Here is a 16,884-nt window from a genome sequence, read left to right on the forward strand (position 1 = left end):
GGAGATTCCCTGAGGTCAGGCGCCGGGCGTGGGGCTCACGACGTAGGTCACGTCACCGTCGTTCGACGAGATCCCGACGGTGAAGCCGTGGCCGCGGTACACGGCCCCGATCCGGCCGGCGTCCAGCGGGACGCCCGGCGCGACGGGCACCAGGCCCGCCGCGAGCAGCGCGCGGGCGGCGGCCACGGTGTCGCGCCCCTCGACGGTGACCCGCCACATCGCGTGCCCGACCTCGATCGTCTCGGCCTTGCGGATCTCCCCGACCACCGGGACCTGCTGCGCCGGGAAGCCCGCGGGCAGCGCGACGGGGCCCGCCGCGGGGCCGCTGCATCCGGCCACGAGAAGCCCGGAGACGACGAAGGCGGCGCCGATGCCGGCGCCGCCTCGTTCCGTGCGATCCATGCGGGTCAGAGCGAGATCTTGCCCTCGGCGATCGCGCGGATGAGCTGCTTCTCGCGACGTGCCCGCTTGAAGCGCGAACCGATCACGAGCGCGGCCAGCACCGCGACGCCGGCCGCGGCGGCGAGCACCGGCGGCTTCGTCACGGTGGCGATCACCGACTGCTGCGCCTGCTCGGCGAGCTTGCGGGGGTCCGCCCGCTCGCCCAGCTGGTCCAGCGTTGCCGCCAGCTGCTCCCGGGCGCGCTCGATATCGCGCTCGATGCTCTCGGTGTCACGTGCCACTTCGCTCTACCTCCGGGTCAGCCGGCCTGCAAATACTTCACCGACTCTAGACCAGCGGCCGCGGGCGCACCGCTCTGCGGGGCCCCGGCGGCGCGATCCGGCTCCGCCGGGAGGGCGAAGGTGGCCTGGACCTGCAGCCATTGCGCCAGGATCTGGCAGCCCGTGAGCTCGTAGTCCTCGTGCCGCAGCCGCGCGAGCGGCTCGGTGGCGTACGCGGTGTGCCGGTTTCCGCGCAGGTTGTAGTCGCGGCCGCGGTACTGCACCCGCGGCAGGTAGCCGAGGATCTCCCGGCCCGCCGTGCGCAACCGGTCCACGTCGCGCCGCCACTGCCGGGAGCCGAACGCCGTGCGGGTGGCGTTCTGGAAGCGGTGGCCGAGGTACTCCCCCGCCGCGCGGGGCGCCCACGTCGCCAGGTCGCGCAACGTCAGGTAGGCGGTGGCGTCGGCGATGTCGCGGACGAAGGAGTCGACGCTGGCGTTGCAGATCACGTCCTGCGGGTGCGAGATCCACTGCAGCGGCAGCCCGTCGGGCACCGACGGGCCGTCGCCCGCGACGCCGGAGCCGCACAGCGCCGGGTCGCTGCCGTGCGGACGTTCGGGGTCGGAGATCAGGCCGGCGGCGAGCACGTTCGGCGCGAGCACGGGCCCGTCGGCCATCGCGCCGAGCACCCGGCGGACCACGGTGCAGCCCTGCGAGTAGCCGATGAGGACGACGGGGCCGTCGGCGTCGGCGATCGCGGCCAGGAGGCGCTCGACGCCGACCGACACGGACTCCGCGAAGGAGATGCCGTCGCGCGCGGGCACCGGCCCGTAGGAGGCGGGGTAGCCCACCCAGCGAGAGCCGAAGCGCTCGTCGAGCTCGGCCACCACGTGGCTGAGCATGCCGGTCACCTCGGCGCGGGGATCGTCGATCCAGGACTCGCCCGTGCCCCCGACGGCGAGCACCGTGATCCGGGCCCGGCCGGCGTCCGCCGGTCGCCGGGCCGCCCTGCTGTGGACGGTCAGCGTGTTCATGGGACAACCCTTGCGCCCGCGGATGAGAACGAGCTGAAATCCATGTTAAGAAACCGGTGATGTGTCCGAGCTAACAGCGGCGTCAGCTCTGACAGATGGGGCACCAGTACAGGTTCCGCGCCTCCATGACCTCGGTCCGCACGGGCGTGCCGCATACGCGGCAGGGGTCGCCGGTCCGCCGGTAGACGTAGGTCCGGGGCCGGTCCTCGGCGTACGACGGTGCGCCGTGGTCGTGTTCGGGCCGGACGACGTGCATGCGGCCGCGCTCGACGCCGATCGGCATGAGGGCGACCAGATCCGCCCAGATCCCGTCGAACTCCTCCCGGGAGACGTCGCGGCCCTCGCGGTGCGGGTCGATCCCGGCGCGGAAGAGCACCTCGGCGCGGTAGACGTTGCCGACGCCGGCCATCACCTTCTGGTCCATGAGCAGCGCGCCGACGGGCCGTCGCGACCGCTCGATGCGGCGCCACGCGTCGTCGGGATCGGAATCGGGCCGCAGCGGGTCGGGGCCGAGGCGCGCGAGGACACCGTCGACCTGCTCCTCGGTGACGAGCTCGCACGCGGTGGGGCCGCGCAGGTCGGTGCCGCCGCGCGGCCCGACGATGCGGTACCGCACCTGCCCGACGGGATCCGGCGCACCGTCGGACACCCCGAAGTCGCTGAACGCGCCGTACAGGCCCAGGTGGACGTGGACGATCAGCCCGCCGTCATAACGGTGCCAGAGGTGCTTGCCCCACGAGTCGGCGCGCTCGAAGACGCGACCGTCGAGGCGCTTCGCCTCCGGGGCGAACCTGCCCTGGGGGCTGGAGACGCGGACGCCCTCGCCCGCGAACAATGCGTCGTGGGCGAGGGCGAGCCGGTGGAGTGTGTGCCCTTCGGGCATCGTCGGTGCCGGTCAGGCCTCGGGGGCGCCCGGAACGGCAGGGGCGACGCCGGTGCGCTCGTACTCGGCGAGGATGTCGATGCGGCGCTGGTGCCGGGGCTCCTCCGACCACGCCTGCCCGAGGAAGGCGTCGACGATGGCCAGCGCCTCCTCCTTGCTGTGCATACGGCCGCCGATGCCGATCAGCTGCGCATTGTTGTGCTCGCGCGCCAGCTTCGCGGTCTCGACGCTCCAGGCGAGGGCGCAGCGGGCGCCGGGCACCTTGTTCGCGGCGATCTGCTCGCCGTTGCCGCTGCCGCCGAGCACGATGCCGAGGCTGCCGGGGTCGGCGACGACGCGGGTTGCGGCGTCGATGCAGAACGCGGGGTAGTCGTCGACGGCGTCGTAGGTGTGGGCGCCGCAGTCGACGGCCTCGTGACCGTTCGCCGTCAGGTGCTCGATGATCTGGGACTTCAGTTCGAATCCGGCGTGGTCGCCGCCGAGGTAAACGCGCATGACTACAAGTCTGACACGCGCCGCGCGCGCATCGATGAGCGGCACAGCCTACATTCGATGGCATGGATGACAGCACCGAGCAGACACCGGGCCGGGAGCCGCAGGGCGACTCCTCCCCCACCGCGTCCGCCCGCACCGGGGCCTTCAGCTCCGAACCGGACGAATCGACGATGCCGAGCACGGGCTTCTTCCCCGTGGTGCAGCCCGACGAACCGGCGGCGGACCCGTCGCCGTCCGACGCGGCGACCTCCGCCATCCCCGCCGCGGACTTCCCGACCGAGCGGCACCACTCCGGCGGGCACCACGCGCTGCCCGAGCTCGGCGCACACGACCCGTCGGTGACCGCGGGCCTGGGCGCCCCCGCCCAGCAGCCCGGCGGCCCGCAGTTCGGCTCGGGCCACTTCCCGGGCGCGCACGTCCCCGGCGGACACTTCACCGGCGGACACTTCCCGGGTGGCCCCGGCGGCCCCGTTCCGCCGGTGCCGCAGGCCCCGTCGTATGCCGGGCCGCCGCGGCGTCATCCCTGGGAGATCCCGCTGCTGGTGATCGTGATCCTCGTGACCCTGCTGATCTACGGGGGCGCGCTGGTCCTGGCCGCGGTCGGGGTGGTCAACGAGTACCTGCTGCTCGCGCTCCTCGCGCCGATCGTTGTGTTCCTCGTCCGAGGCATCACCTGGGCCTCGCCCCGCGTCCAGGGGGTGCAGATGACCCCGACGCAGTTCCCCGAGGGCTATCGGATGGTGCGCGAGGCGGCGGCCCGGTACGGCATGCGCGAGGTCCCGGACGCCTTCGTGGTGATCGGCAACGGACAGATCAACGCCTTCGCCTCGGGCCACGGCTTCCGCCGCTTCGTGGTGGTCTACAGCGACCTGTTCGAGATCGGGGGCGAGGCCCGCGACCCCGAGGCGCTCGCGTACATCGTCGGCCACGAGGTCGGCCACATCGCGGCGGGCCATGTGTCCTACTGGCGGCAGCTCGGGTCGTTCGCGATGAGCTACCTGCCGGTGATCGGCGCGGCCCTGTCCCGCTCGCAGGAGTACACGGCCGACAACTACGGTTACTTCAACGAGCCCGCGGGGACGCCCGGCGGCATGGGCGTCCTCGGCGCCGGCAAGTACCTCGGCAAGGAGGTCGACTTCGACCAGCTCGCCGACCGCGCGTCCACCGACAAGGGCTTCTTCACCTGGCTGGTGAACCTCACCGCATCGCACCCCGTGCTCACCTGGCGCGCGGCCGCGCTGCGCAACCGCACCAAGGCCGGCTCGCTGTGGTTCGCCCCCAGCGGCCCGGTGCGCGGCGTCGGCGGCGGCGCGGTCGTGCCGGCCGGCCCGGTGCCGACGTACACCCAGCAGGAGGTGCTGGCGCCCGCCCCCGGGCAGGTGCAGGCGGCCCCCGTCGGGCCGGGTCCCGTGCACCAGGTCCCGACGGGACCGTACGGCCCCACCCACGTCCCGACGGAGCAGCCGGCACCCGCGCAGCAGAGTCAGCCCTACCCGGAGGGCGGCTACTTCGCGCAGCGGCACAGTCCCCAGGGCGGCGACGCCGGCACGCAGGCCGAGAAGGGCTCGGACGGGCAGCCCGAGCAGCCGGGGCGGAATGAGAACCCGCCGGCCGGGCCGGCCGGCTCCTAGCCCTCGAACCGACGAACCCCGCCGCACCGTTGACGGTGCGGCGGGGTTCTGCGTTCGCGGTGTCAGTCGAACGCGGGCTCCTCGTGGCGGCTCCTCTTGAGCTCGAAGAAATGCGGGTAGCTCGCGAGGAGCACAGCGCCGTCCCACACGCGGCCCGCGTCGTCACCGCGCGGGATGCGCGAGAGCACGGGGCCGAAGAACGCGGTGCCGTTGACGTGGATGGTCGGCGTACCGACGTCGGGTCCCACCTTGTCCATGCCGGCGTGGTGGCTCGCGCGCAGGGCCTCGTCGAAGTCGGTGCTGTTCGCGGCGGCGGCCAAGTCCGACTCGAGGCCGGTCTCGGCGAGCGACTCGGCGATCACGACGGCGAGATCCTTGTTCTGCTCGTTGTGGATCCGGGTGCCCATCGCGGTGTACAGCTTCGGCAGCACGTCGTCGCCGTGGCGCTGGGCGGCGGCGATGAGGACGCGCACCGGGCCCCACGCCGTCTTCATCAGCTCCTGGTAGATCTCGGGAAGGTCGTCGCGGCCCTCGTTGAGGACGGCCAGGCTCATGACGTGGAACTGCACGTCGATGTCGCGCACCTTCTCGACCTCGAGGATCCACCGCGAGGTGATCCAGCACCACGGACACAGCGGGTCGAACCAGAACTCGACGCGATCCTTGGCGGTGGACGGGGCGGTATCGGTCACTTCGGCTCCTGCTCGTGGGACGGTCACTTCTCAAGAAGATCCTGCTCCCCCGTGCAACATCGCGCACGCCGATCTGCTTCCCGCGCGGGCACGCGGGGGCGGCGGGTGGCATTGTGGGACGGGTCGAGCCGGTGCGTCCGGTTCCGCCGTCCGCCGAGTCCAGAAGGAGCGTCCCCTTTGTCCGCGCCCAACCTCACCCGGGTCCAGGCCGCCGAGCGCGCCGCGACCGTCGCCGTCTCGCGCTACGCGATCGACCTCGACCTCACCGACGGGGCGGATGCGCCCGGCCACAAGACCTTCGGGTCGACCACGACGATCACGTTCACGGCGACGCCGGGTGCGGAGACGTTCATCGACCTCATCGCCAGCGGCATCACGGCCACGCTCAACGGGCGGCCCGTCGACACCTCCGACTACACCGAGGAGGGCGGACTCGCGCTGCACGGCCTCGCTGCCGAGAACGAGCTGGTGATCTCGGGCCGGTTCTTCTACTCCAACACCGGCGAGGGCCTGCACCGCTTCGTCGATCCCGCGGACGGCGCGGTCTACCTGTACTCGCAGTTCGAGACGGCCGACGCCAAGCGCATGTTCGCGTGCTTCGACCAGCCCGATCTCAAGGCCGTCTTCGACGTGGCCGCGACGGCACCGTCGGACTGGACCGTGGTGACGGGCGGCGCGGAGGCGACCCGGGAGCCGCTGCCGACCGGCGCGCACCGCTGGACCTTCGTCACGACCGAGCCGATGTCGACCTACCTGGTGGCGCTCATCGCGGGCCCGTACGCGGTGTGGACGGACGCCTACACGGACGAGCACGGCACCATCGACCTGCGCCTGTTCTGCCGTGCCAGCCTCGGCGAGTACATGGACGCCGAGCGGCTGTTCACCGAGACCAAGCAGGGTTTCGGCTTCTACCACAAGAACTTCGGCATCCCCTACGCCTTCGGCAAGTACGACCAGCTGTTCGTGCCGGAGTTCAACGCGGGCGCGATGGAGAACGCCGGCGCGGTCACCTTCCTCGAGGACTACGTCTTCCGGTCGAAGGTCACGCGCTACCTCTACGAGCGCCGCTGCGAGACTGTGCTGCACGAGATGGCGCACATGTGGTTCGGCGACCTGGTCACCATGCGCTGGTGGGACGACCTGTGGCTGAACGAGTCCTTCGCGACCTTCGCGTCGGTGCTCAGCCAGGCGGAGGCCACCGAGTACACCTCGGCGTGGACCACCTTCGCGAACGTCGAGAAGTCCTGGGCGTACCGGCAGGACCAGCTCCCGTCGACGCACCCCGTCGCGGCCGACATCCCCGACCTGCAGGCCGTCGAGGTCAACTTCGACGGCATCACCTACGCCAAGGGCGCGTCGGTGCTCAAGCAGCTCGTCGCCTACGTGGGCCTCGAGCCCTTCCTCGCCGGCCTGCGCACGTACTTCGTGGAGCACAAGTTCGGCAACGCCACCTTCGACGACCTGCTGCGCGCGCTGGAGGCCTCGTCGGGCCGCGACCTGTCGGACTGGGGCGCCCAGTGGCTCAAGACCACCGGCATCAACATCCTGCGCCCCGACTTCGAGGTCGACGGCGACGGGAACTTCACCCGGTTCGCCATCGTCCAGGAGGGCGCGGAGCCGGGCGCCGGCGAGCTGCGCACGCACCGCCTCGCCGTGGGCGTGTACGCCGATCAGGACGGGAAGCTGGTGCGCACGCAGCGCGTCGAGCTCGACGTCGTCGGTGCGCGCACCGACGTCCCGGAGCTGGTGGGCGTGCACCGCGGCGAGCTCGTTCTGGTCAACGACGACGACCTCACCTACTGCTCGGTGCGGCTGGACCCGGTCTCGCTGGCGACGGTGACGAGCCGCATCGCGGACATCGCCGACTCGCTCCCCCGCACGCTCGGCTGGTCCGCGGCCTGGGAGATGACGCGGCAGGCCGAGATGAGGGCCCGCGACTTCGTCGAGCTGGTGCTCGGCGGTATCGGCGCCGAGACCGAGGTGGGCGTGGTGCAGCGCGTCGTGCTGCAGGCGCAGACGGCCGTCGAGTCCTACGCCGACCCGGCCTGGGCCGCCGCGGAGGGCCGCGAGCGGCTCGCCTCCGGCCTGCTCGGGCTGGCCCGCGATGCCGAGGCGGGCTCGGACTTCCAGCTCGCCTTCGTCAACGCCCTCGCGGCGTCGGCGCTGGGGCGCGCCGAGGTCGAGGCGCTGCAGGCGCTGTACGACGGTGCCGAGCCCGCCACCGTCGGGCTGGCCGGGCTGACCGTCGACACCGACCTGCGGTGGCGCCTCCTGACCGCCCTGGCGCGCGCCGGGGCCGCGGGCACCGACGAGATCGAGGCCGAGGTGCTGCGCGACCCGACCGCCGCGGGCGAGCGGTCCGCCGCGGCCGCGCTGGCCGCCCGGCCGGACGTCCGGGTCAAGGAGGAGGCCTGGGAGAAGGTGTTCGGCGACGACTCGCTGTCGAACACGCTGACCCGCGCGATCTCCGCGGGCATCGTCGCGCCCGGGCAGGGCGAGCTGCTGGCGCCCTTCACGGCGCGCTACTTCGACTCGATCGACCAGGTGTGGGGGCGCCGGTCCTCCGAGGTCGCGCAGACGGTGGTCGTGGGCCTGTACCCGTCGTGGGACATCTCCGACGGGGCCGTGGCCGCCGCGGACGCCTGGCTCGCGGGCGACAAGCCCCCGGCCCTGCGCCGCCTCGTGCTCGAGGGCCGCGCGGGCATCGTCCGCTCGCTGGCGGCGCGGGCCTTCGACCGCGCCTGACACTCGTACGACGGCGGCCCCGGGATCGAATGATCCCGGGGCCGCGGTCGTGTGCGGGGCTCAGCTGATGAACGGGTGGCCGCTCACGGTCTTGCCCGGGTCGTCCTGGATGACGTCCCAGTGCTCGACGATCTTGCCGCCCGCGACGCGGAAGATGTCGGCGACCGCCTGCGCCTTGCCGTCGTAGACCGACTTCGCGTAGACCACGACGATGTCGCCGTCCGCGACGACGCGCACGATCGACGTGCTGTACTTCGGGTCCTTCACGACGGGCCCGAGCACCTTGACGAAGGCGTCGCGGCCGTCGGCGACCTCGGGGTTGTGCTGGATGTAGTGGTCGCCGATGTAGCGCTGCGCCGCACCCGCGATGTCCCGCTGCACGAAGCCCTCGGTGTAGAAGGCCGTCACGACCTCCCGCGGGGTCGACGGTGCCGCGCTCGCCTGCGCAGCGACGCCAAGCACCAGGGCGCCGACGGTCAGCACTGCGGCGACGGCGTTACGGATCGTCCGGTTGAGGTTCATACCGTGTCCAATCATTGAAACTTCAATACTTTGATTCGATCAGAACACGATCGGGCGCCGAGCACAACGTGATGACCATCGCCGTACGCTGCACGAATGGACGCACACCACACACCCGAGACCGCCGAGGCGCTGATGCGCTCCCGGTTCGCCGCCTTCCGCGACGGCGACGCGGCGTGGCTGCTCGCCTCGTGGCACCCGAGCACCCGCCCGGCGGACCTCGAGCTCGACGAGGACGTGCGGTGGCGCGGCCTGCAGATCGTGGACACCGTCGCCGGCGCCGCGAGCGACGACACGGGCATCGTCGAGTTCCGGGCGACGTACGTCGCGGACGGCGCGCACGGCGTCCTCCACGAACGCTCCCGCTTCGTCCGCGAGGACGGGCGGTGGTTCTACGTCGACGGGGACTTCCCCGAGTAGCCCCCCCCCCGGGAACGCGACAGGCCCACCGGACGGATCCGGTGGGCCTGTCGCGTTGTCGAAGCGCTTACGCCGTGGGCGGCTTCACGGCCGAGGCCATGACGCGCAGGGCGGCGATGACGCCGTCGATCAGATCGCCGGCCTGGAAGGGCGGGATCGCGGCGGTGACGCCGAGCTGAGCGACCTTGTCGCCCAGGCGGTCGGCGACGCCGCTACCGGTGAGCACGACGATGTCGCGCGTGTTCGGGGAGACGGCGATGAGTGCGGCGTACTCGGGCTCGGGAGCCTGGCGGAGCACGGCCTCGGCGCCGGCGTGCGCGTCGTCACCCAGGTCGCCGATGTACACCGAGAACCGGGCGTTCGCGTCGCGGGTCGCGCGGATCAGCGCCTCGTCGAGGCCGATCAGCTCCTCACGGGAGAACGGCGGGTTGGCCGGGCTGTCGCTCGCCTGGCGCGCCGCCGAGATGCGGCCGCTCGACGTGATGGCCGTACCGATGGGCAGCTCGCCCTGCGGAACGGCGACGGTCTGCGTCTGGTCACCACTTGCCACGAGCGGCACCCCCGATCAGGTTCTCGTTGTCATGGTCGCCGTGGTGCGCACCGTGCGGGCCCACCGGGGCCTCGTCGACCGCGCTGAACAGCATGGGCTCGCGGGTCCACGGCTCACCGAGCTTGTACTCGCCCGGCTGCTGGTACTTCTCGTTGCGGCCGGTGGCCATCGAGATGACACACAGGACGACGATCACGATCGTCGCGACGACGGTGATCCCGCCGACGATGTTGAGCAAGCTCACTGTGGGCCCCTTTCCTTCTCTGTCGGACGCCCGACGGCGCTGGTCGGTCTGTGGAACAACTTAGCCTATGCCGCATCGAGGTCGAGATACCGACTCCACATCGGGTCGACCTCCTTGAGCGTCGACAGGAGGCGCCAATGCCGCCCCTGCGGCGCCCGCGGCTCGGTGCGCAGCTTCCAGCCGATTTCGGACAGCAGCCGGTCGGCCTTGCGGTGGTTGCAGGACGCGCAGCAGGCGACGCAGTTCTCCCAACCGTGACCGCCGCCGCGAGAGCGCGGCAGGACGTGGTCGATGGTGTCGGCCTTGCCGCCGCAGTAGCCGCAGCGGAACCGGTCGCGGTGCATCAGCGCCGCGCGCGTCATGGGTACCTGGGCGCGGTACGGCACGCGGACGTACGTCCGCAAGCGGATGACCGACGGCACAGACAGCGAACGGTCCGCTGAATGAACCAGCGGACCGTTCGGATCGTCGTGGACCACGTCGGCCCTATCCCTGAGCATGAGGACTATCGCCCTCCGCATCGAGATCGCGGTCAGTGGCTCGTAGGTGGCGTTGAGCAGCAGCACCCTGCGCTTGCCCCACACGGCACCACCGGAACGGGAGTCGTCGGCGAGCGCCGTGGTCGCGGGGCCACCCGCGGCGTGCGTTCGCTTCATCGACACTCCTCACCGTCGCGCGGGCCCCGCCGGTCGGCCGAGGCCCTTCGCCTCTAGTAGTGCACCACGGCCGACGGCGATCCGCACGGTGATTTCCGCGCATTTCCCGAGGCGAATCGGCGGATACCGGGTGAACGTCAGGTGACCTAACCGGCGACGACCCGGTTGCGGCCGTCCGCCTTCGCCCGGTACAGCCGACGGTCCGCCTCGTGCAGCAGCAGGCCCGGAGCCGTGGTCGACGCCGTCGCGGACACCCCGCCGATGCTGACCGAGACCGGCAGCCCGTTCGGCGCGAGCCCGAGCGCGAGGATGTCGCGCCGGACCGACTCGAGCACCGCGGCCAGGTCGACGTCGCCCACCAGCAGCAGCGCCAACTCGTCGCCGCCGTACCGCGCCGCGACCTCGCCCCGGCGGGACGGGATCCGCGCGATCACCGCGGCCAGCTCGCGCAGCACGTGATCCCCGACGACGTGCCCGTGGGTGTCGTTGTAGGTCTTGAAGCCGTCGACGTCGATGAGGGCGAGGTGCACGAGGTCCCCGACGTCGGCCGCCTCGCGCAGTGCGGCGTCGAGCGCGCGACCGAAGCCCCGCCGGTTCGCGATCCCGGTCAGCTCGTCGATCTCCGCGAGCCGGCTGAGTTCCTGCGCCGCGTCCTGGAGCGCGCGCCGCTCGGCGATCTCGGCCGTGACGTCGGTCAGGCTGCCGATGATCCGCACGATCGCGCCGGTCTCGGACCGCTCGATGACGCGCCCCCGGCCGCGCACCCACAGGTACTCGCCCGACTTCGTCCGGATCCTGTGCTCGCAGCGGTACTCCGCGGTCTCGCCGCGCATGTGCCGGTTCATGGCGCGCAGGGCGGCCTCCAGGTCGTCGGGATGCACCCGACGCTCCCACTCGTTCGTGGTGTCGCCGATCTCGTCGGCGCCGTAGCCCAGCATGCTCTTCCAGCGGGGCGAGTAGTAGACCTCCCGCGAAGCGAGGTCCCAGTCCCAGATGCCCTCGCCGGCCGTGTCGAGCGCGAACTGCCAGCGCGCCTCGGCGCGCAGGAGGCGGGCCTCCATCTGCCGGGTCGCCGTCACGTCGCGCGAGATCCCGACGAGCCCGATCACACGGCCGGACTCGTCGCGGTACGGCGCCTTGAGCGAACGGACGGTGCGCCACCGGCCGTCGATCAGGGCCGACTCGTCGACCTCCTGCGCGATCCCGGTCTCCATCACCTCCTGGTCGGTGTCCATGACCCGCGCAGCGGCCCGGGCGTCGAGGAAGTCGTCGTCTGTGCTCCCGAGCACCTCGCCGATGGGCAACTCGGTGGCCTGCAGGACGCGCACCGCGGCACGGTTGAGGAACATGAATCGCCCCTGGCGATCCTTGACGTAGACGGAGTCGGGCGCGGCGTCGGCGATGGCCTGGAAGGTGCGGAAGGTGGCGAAATCGGCCCCCGAGACCGGGCCGGGATTCGCCGCCGCGGTCGCGGCGGCCTGGAGCGCCCGCAACCCGGCGACCTCCTCGGCGGTGCTGCGGGTGTCGGTGATGTCGCGGGACACGCCGATCAGCCCGACGATCTCGCCGTCGGCGTCGCGGTACGGGGACTTCGTGGACAGGAACGTCCGCGCCAGGCCGTCGACGGTCGTCGACTCCTCGAGTTCCTGCCCGACCCCGGTGCGCATGATCTCGCGGTCCGTCTCCCGCAGTTGCGCCGCCGCCGCCGGGTCGAACATCTGCCGGTCGTCGTTGCCGAGGAAGTCGGCCACCCGGACCCCGTAGAGCCGGGCGACGGCGTCGTTGACGAACAGGTACCGGCCCGCGAGGTCCTTGACGTAGATGAGGTCCGTCGCCGCCTCGGCGATCGCCCGGAACATGGGCAGGGACCGCCGGGTGTCGTCGAGCTCGGCGGTCAGCGATGCGACGCGCTCGCGCAGGCGCCGGACCGTGGCACCGTCGCCAGCGTCGATCGATTCCTCGCTCATCGTCCCGACAGTATGCGAGTCCGGCGCGACGACGAACCTCGAACGGCCGTCGAGACGGCCCGTGCGAGACTGGAGGGCGTGAGCACGCCGGACCAGCAGAGCTTCTACGACGCCGTCGGCGGCGCGGACACCTTCGCGGAGTTGATCCACCGCTTCTACCAGGAGGTGGCGCGCGACGAGCTGCTCCGCCCCCTGTATCCGGAAGAGGACCTCGGCCCCGCGGAAGTGCGGTTGCGGATGTTCTTCGAGCAGTACTGGGGCGGGCCGCGTACCTACTCCGAGCAGCGCGGACACCCGCGACTCCGCATGCGGCACGTGCCCTTCCGCATCACCGAGATCGAGCGCGACGCCTGGCTGCGGTGCATGGACGTGGCGATCGCCTCGATCGACGACGCGCGGATGAGCCCGGATCGCAAGCAGCAGCTCAGGAACTACTGTGAGATGGCCGCACAGATGCTCGTGAACACCCCCATGGGCGCTTGAACAGGAGTGAGATGACGCCACCCGTCCGCACGCCCCACTACATCGAGGCCCCGTGGTGGAAGGACGCGATCTTCTACCAGGTGTACCCCCGGTCCTTCTCGGACGCGAACGGCGACGGAGTCGGCGATCTGCGCGGCGTGATCGACCGGCTGGGCTACCTGGAGCTGCTCGGGGTCGACGCGTTGTGGCTCTCGCCCGTGATGCGCTCCCCCATGGCCGATCACGGCTACGACGTCTCCGATCCCCGGGACATCGACCCCCTCTTCGGCACCCTGCAGGACATGGACGAGCTGATCGCGGCGGCGCACGCCCACCGGATCCGCGTGACCATGGACCTGGTGCCGAACCACACGTCCGATCGGCACCCGTGGTTCCAGGCGGCGTTGGCCGCGGGGCCCGGCAGCCCGGAGCGCGACCGGTACGTCTTCCGCGAGGGCCGCGGGCCGCACGGCGACGAGCCCCCCAACAACTGGCCCAGCATCTTCGGCGGCCCGGCATGGCACCGCGTCACCGAGGCCGACGGCACCCCCGGCCAGTGGTACCTGCACATCTTCGCGCCCGAGCAGCCCGACCTGAACTGGCAGAACGAGGACGTCTTCCAGGACCTGGCCGAGACCCTGCGGTTCTGGCTGAACCGCGGCGTCGACGGCTTCCGGATCGACGTGGCGCACGGCATGGCGAAGCCCGCGGGCCTGCCGGACATGGACCTGGTCAACAACCAGATCATGGACAACGACGAGAACGACCTGCGGTTCAACGATCCCGGCGTGCACGCGATCCATCGGCGCATCCGCCGGGTGATGGACGAGTTCCCCGGCCGGGTGACCGTCGGCGAGATCTGGGTCAAGGACAACGACCGGTTCGCCGAGTACATCCGGCCCGACGAGCTGCACCTGGGGTTCAACTTCCGGCTCGCGGAGGCGGAGTGGGACGCGCGCGAGATCCGCGAGGCGATCGACAACTCGCTGATCGCGGTCGAGTCGGTGAACGGCATCCCGACGTGGACGCTCTCCAATCACGACGTGCCGCGCGAGGTGACCCGGTTCGGCGGCGGCGAGCTGGGGACGGCACGCGCGCGGGCGATGATCCTGGTGGAGCTGGCGCTCCCGGGAACGGCCTTCCTCTACAACGGCTCCGAGCTGGGCCTGCCGAACGTCGACCTGCCCGACGGGGCCCTCCAGGACCCGACCTGGGAGCGGTCCGGGCACACCGAGCGCGGCCGCGACGGCTGCCGGGTGCCGCTCCCCTGGCAGGGGACGCTGCCGCCGTACGGCTTCTCGACGAGCCCGGACACCTGGCTCCCGATGCCGGACGACTGGAAGGACCTCACGGCCGAGGCCGAGCTCGAGGACCTCGATTCGACGCTGACGCTCTACCGCACCGCCATCGAGCTGCGCCGGATGCGGCCGGAGTTCCGCGGCGACGCCATCGAGTGGTACGGCGCGCCACGCCCCGGCGCGCTGGCCTTCCGGCGCACCGACGGCCGCCTGACCTGCGTGCTCAACGCGTCGGACGGCCCCGTCGAGCTGCCGGGTGGCGAGGTCATCCTCTCCAGCGCACCGCTGGTCGACGGTCTGCTGCCGCCGAACGCCGCCTGCTGGCTCGCCTGACCGGATCGACGCCTCAGGCGCCGATCCGCTCCCGCGAGGTCCGGCCCCGTCGGGCCAGCGGCTGCGCGCCGACGGCGGCGGCGAGCCCGACCGGGGCCGACAGGTCCGCGTAGATCGACTCGTGCGCGCCGGCCGGAACCCGGTAGGTCTCGTGCCAGATGCCGACGGTCGAGCGGCCCTCGGCGTGGGCCATCTTGTAGAACTGCAGCCAGGCCGGCCGGTGCGCGAAATCGGTGGAGTGCGAGTACGTCTCGAGCTCCTCGAAGCTGCGCCAGTACTGCACGAGGAGCGGGCCGCCCGGCGCGATCGCCTTGAATCCGCCCAGGTAGCCCAGCGCACCGCCGCGCTTCCGGTCGCGCTCGATCTCGGCCTGCATCCTGCGCAGGGAGCGCCCGACGAACGCCGCCTGTCCCAGGCGCCACGTGCGCCGCGGGCGCATGCCGAGCAGGAACACCACCAGGTCACCGTCGTGGGTATCGGTCTGCAGATCGTGGTTCATGAGTCTCTCCCTGCCGGAGCCAGCTTGGATAGTGCCACTACCCATATTGGAGAGTGAAGCTATCCCGTGTCAAGATCAAGGGATGAAATTGTCGGAACTCTCCACGGAGACCGGCGTGAGCACCGCCTCGCTCAAGTACTACCTGCGCGAGTCGCTGCTCGCGCCCGGCGAGCCGGTCACCAAGACGCAGTCCGAGTACGGCCCTGCCCACGTCGAGCGGGTGCGGCTGATCCGCGCGCTGGTCGACTCCGGCGGCCTCTCCCTGGCCCAGGTCCGGCGCGTGATCGACGCCCTGGACAGCCCGACGGTGCCGCGGCACGAGCTGCTCGGGGTCGCGCAGGAGGCGCTCATGGACGCCGCGCAGTTCGACGAGGACGCCGAGTGGACCGCCCTGGCGACCGAGTTCGTGGACCAGCGCGGCTGGCGGATCCAGGACGGCGACGTGCTGCTGCCCCAGCTCGGCGCGCAGCTCAAGGCGCTCGCCGAGACGTGCGAGGTGGGCGGCCGGGAGACCCTGGAACGCTGGGCCGACGCTGCGGAGACGGTGGCCGCGTCGGACCTCGACACCCTCACCGGGGACGACGCCGAGGCGCTGCGGACGGCGATCGTCGGCACCGTGCTCTCCGACAAGGTCCTGCAGACGCTGCGCCGTCTCGCGCAGCAGAACCGGACCGCGCAGCTCTACGAGGCCTCGACGCGCGCGGACGGCGGATCAGACGAGTAGGCCCGGCCCCGCCTCACGCCGCTGGTACAGCGAGCCGAACCGGGCGTCCACCCGCACCCAGGTCGCCGACGCGGACACCCGGACCGGCTCATCGGCACCGTCGGCGGCGAATCCCATGGCCTCCAACGCGAACGCGGTGCGCAGGCTGATCGGCACGGTGGTCCCGTCGGTGCTCACGCTGACCACCTCGGAGTCGAGCAGGGACGCGGGCGGGCCCGCCGGTCCACCGGTCTCGCGGCCCACCTCGACGCCGCGCGCCGCGACCGCGCGCAGCGCCTGCGCCGGAACGTCGTCCACCGGCTGGAAGCCCGTCGCGGGCGGCAGCGCCCCGCGCCACGCGGAGTCCAGGGCGAAGCCCACGTCCACGTAGCCGCCCTCGTCCGACGGTGCCGCGCGCAGGGAGTCGAGCACGGTCGCGGCGCTGCACACCAGCGACTCCGGCGCGACGGCCCCCGTCAGCACCCGCACCGCGAGCACCCCGAAGCCCGTCCTCCCCCAGACCTCCACGTGCTGCTCGTCGCGGCGCCGCACGCGGATCACGGCCGAGTCATCGGTGCGCAGTAGGCGGGTGACGAAGGCCGCGAGGTTCGAGCGCGGCCCCGCGCCCGACACCGTCAGGCGTCGATCGCTCACCGGGAGAACGACTTCAGGTAGTCGCGCTGCTCCCCCGACAGCCGCCGCACGCGCTGCTCCGCCACGTCGAAGGCGGCGAGCCGCACCTGCGCGACCACCGCCGGCGCGGTGGCGAGCGCGGCGCCGGCGGGCCGGACTTCGTGGTGCACCACGAAGTCCGCCGCCCGCACCGCGGAGGTCCACAGCGTGATCTGCAGCGGCGAGTCCTGATGCCGCAGCTGCCCGCGGTACTCGACCTCCAGCTTGGCCAGCAGCAGCCCGTCGAGCAGGTCGCGCGTGGGCGCGTCCGGCGCGAAGAGCAGCGGGATCCGCGCCTCCTCCAGCAGCGTCACCATGCGCGCGTTGTTGATGTGCTGGTAGACGTCCATGTCGGACCAGCGCACGTCCACGGGCACCGTCAGGCTCGCGGCACCGTCGTCGGCGACGGTGCGCAC

Annotated in this window: 19 protein-coding genes and 1 pseudogene; 6 read left to right on the forward strand and 14 right to left on the reverse strand. The window is 71.9% G+C overall.

Going from position 1 to position 16,884, the window contains the following annotated elements; translation table 11 throughout:
• Positions 1-15 precede the first annotated feature (15 nt).
• The 5 genes from ACLQ3K_RS20335 to ACLQ3K_RS20355 all read right to left on the reverse strand — a co-directional run bounded on the left by ACLQ3K_RS20335 (position 16) and on the right by ACLQ3K_RS20355 (position 3,074).
• Complete coding sequence (locus tag ACLQ3K_RS20335; RefSeq protein ID WP_426001306.1) at positions 16-402, reverse strand: hypothetical protein; 387 nt, start codon at positions 400-402, stop codon at positions 16-18.
• A 5-nt stretch (positions 403-407) separates the two neighbouring features.
• Positions 408-683, reverse strand: coding sequence for a DUF3618 domain-containing protein (locus ACLQ3K_RS20340; protein ID WP_068526462.1), 276 nt, complete (start codon positions 681-683; stop codon positions 408-410).
• A gap of 17 nt (positions 684-700) precedes the next feature.
• Entirely contained in the window at positions 701-1,696 is a 996-nt protein-coding gene (locus ACLQ3K_RS20345; RefSeq protein WP_426001307.1) for a PE-PPE domain-containing protein, read from the reverse strand.
• An 82-nt stretch (positions 1,697-1,778) separates the two neighbouring features.
• Entirely contained in the window at positions 1,779-2,579 is an 801-nt protein-coding gene (locus ACLQ3K_RS20350; protein WP_426001308.1) for an Fpg/Nei family DNA glycosylase, read from the reverse strand.
• Positions 2,580-2,591: 12 nt separating this feature from the next.
• The gene (locus ACLQ3K_RS20355) at positions 2,592-3,074 is read right to left on the reverse strand and encodes a ribose-5-phosphate isomerase (protein WP_224645494.1); all 483 of its coding nucleotides are present in this window, start codon (positions 3,072-3,074) and stop codon (positions 2,592-2,594) included.
• A 479-nt stretch (positions 3,075-3,553) separates the two neighbouring features.
• Between ACLQ3K_RS20355 and ACLQ3K_RS20360 the strand changes: the two are divergent.
• Positions 3,554-4,507, forward strand: a pseudogene (locus ACLQ3K_RS20360) (M48 family metallopeptidase); the annotation flags it as partial.
• A 260-nt stretch (positions 4,508-4,767) separates the two neighbouring features.
• Here ACLQ3K_RS20360 and ACLQ3K_RS20365 read toward each other — a convergent pair.
• Positions 4,768-5,397, reverse strand: coding sequence for a DsbA family protein (locus ACLQ3K_RS20365; RefSeq protein WP_426001309.1), 630 nt, complete (start codon positions 5,395-5,397; stop codon positions 4,768-4,770).
• A gap of 177 nt (positions 5,398-5,574) precedes the next feature.
• On the opposite strand from ACLQ3K_RS20365, the gene pepN reads away from it, so the two are divergent.
• The gene (pepN, locus tag ACLQ3K_RS20370) at positions 5,575-8,142 is read left to right on the forward strand and encodes an aminopeptidase N (RefSeq protein ID WP_426001310.1); all 2,568 of its coding nucleotides are present in this window, start codon (positions 5,575-5,577) and stop codon (positions 8,140-8,142) included.
• 60 nt (positions 8,143-8,202) lie between these two features.
• Here the strand turns inward: pepN and ACLQ3K_RS20375 are convergent, their stop codons facing one another.
• Positions 8,203-8,664, reverse strand: a complete 462-nt coding sequence (locus ACLQ3K_RS20375; protein WP_426001311.1) for a nuclear transport factor 2 family protein — start codon at positions 8,662-8,664, stop codon at positions 8,203-8,205.
• A 96-nt stretch (positions 8,665-8,760) separates the two neighbouring features.
• On the opposite strand from ACLQ3K_RS20375, the gene ACLQ3K_RS20380 reads away from it, so the two are divergent.
• Positions 8,761-9,084, forward strand: coding sequence for a YchJ family protein (locus ACLQ3K_RS20380; RefSeq protein WP_426001312.1), 324 nt, complete (start codon positions 8,761-8,763; stop codon positions 9,082-9,084).
• 67 nt (positions 9,085-9,151) lie between these two features.
• Here the strand turns inward: ACLQ3K_RS20380 and ACLQ3K_RS20385 are convergent, their stop codons facing one another.
• From ACLQ3K_RS20385 to ACLQ3K_RS20400, 4 genes are all read right to left on the reverse strand, one after another.
• Positions 9,152-9,634: a DUF5130 domain-containing protein gene (locus ACLQ3K_RS20385; protein ID WP_224645489.1), complete on the reverse strand. Its 483-nt coding sequence runs from the start codon at positions 9,632-9,634 to the stop codon at positions 9,152-9,154.
• Entirely contained in the window at positions 9,621-9,878 is a 258-nt protein-coding gene (locus tag ACLQ3K_RS20390) for an aa3-type cytochrome oxidase subunit CtaJ (RefSeq protein ID WP_068526454.1), read from the reverse strand. The genes ACLQ3K_RS20385 and ACLQ3K_RS20390 overlap by 14 nt, the downstream gene beginning before the upstream one ends.
• Positions 9,879-9,943: 65 nt before the next feature.
• Positions 9,944-10,534 carry an HNH endonuclease gene (locus ACLQ3K_RS20395; RefSeq protein WP_415677451.1) on the reverse strand — a complete coding sequence of 197 codons (591 nt, stop codon included), beginning with the start codon at positions 10,532-10,534 and terminating at the stop codon, positions 9,944-9,946.
• 146 nt (positions 10,535-10,680) lie between these two features.
• On the reverse strand, positions 10,681-12,501 hold the full coding sequence (locus ACLQ3K_RS20400; protein ID WP_426001313.1) for a sensor domain-containing diguanylate cyclase: 1,821 nt from the start codon (positions 12,499-12,501) through the stop codon (positions 10,681-10,683).
• 78 nt (positions 12,502-12,579) lie between these two features.
• On the opposite strand from ACLQ3K_RS20400, the gene ACLQ3K_RS20405 reads away from it, so the two are divergent.
• Complete coding sequence (locus tag ACLQ3K_RS20405; protein WP_224645486.1) at positions 12,580-12,984, forward strand: globin; 405 nt, start codon at positions 12,580-12,582, stop codon at positions 12,982-12,984.
• Positions 12,985-12,995: 11 nt separating this feature from the next.
• Positions 12,996-14,594 (forward strand): glycoside hydrolase family 13 protein, encoded by a 1,599-nt coding sequence (locus tag ACLQ3K_RS20410; RefSeq protein ID WP_426001314.1) that lies wholly within the window; start codon positions 12,996-12,998, stop codon positions 14,592-14,594.
• A gap of 13 nt (positions 14,595-14,607) precedes the next feature.
• Here ACLQ3K_RS20410 and ACLQ3K_RS20415 read toward each other — a convergent pair whose 3' ends face one another.
• Positions 14,608-15,093, reverse strand: a complete 486-nt coding sequence (locus ACLQ3K_RS20415) for a DUF4188 domain-containing protein (RefSeq protein WP_224645484.1) — start codon at positions 15,091-15,093, stop codon at positions 14,608-14,610.
• Positions 15,094-15,175: 82 nt separating this feature from the next.
• Between ACLQ3K_RS20415 and ACLQ3K_RS20420 the strand changes: the two genes are divergently transcribed.
• Positions 15,176-15,817 (forward strand): MerR family transcriptional regulator, encoded by a 642-nt coding sequence (locus tag ACLQ3K_RS20420; RefSeq protein ID WP_224645483.1) that lies wholly within the window; start codon positions 15,176-15,178, stop codon positions 15,815-15,817.
• On the opposite strand, the gene ACLQ3K_RS20425 is transcribed toward ACLQ3K_RS20420, so the two are convergent.
• A complete protein-coding gene (locus ACLQ3K_RS20425; protein WP_426001315.1) occupies positions 15,806-16,450 on the reverse strand; it encodes a hypothetical protein in 645 nt (214 codons plus the stop codon). The genes ACLQ3K_RS20420 and ACLQ3K_RS20425 overlap by 12 nt on opposite strands.
• Positions 16,447-16,884: an acyl-CoA thioesterase gene (locus tag ACLQ3K_RS20430; RefSeq protein ID WP_308011419.1), complete on the reverse strand. Its 438-nt coding sequence runs from the start codon at positions 16,882-16,884 to the stop codon at positions 16,447-16,449. Before ACLQ3K_RS20430 ends, ACLQ3K_RS20425 begins: the two co-directional genes overlap by 4 nt.

The sequence above is a fragment of the Tsukamurella sp. DT100 genome (genome assembly GCF_049844855.1).
Classification (GTDB): Bacteria; Actinomycetota; Actinomycetes; order Mycobacteriales; family Mycobacteriaceae; genus Tsukamurella.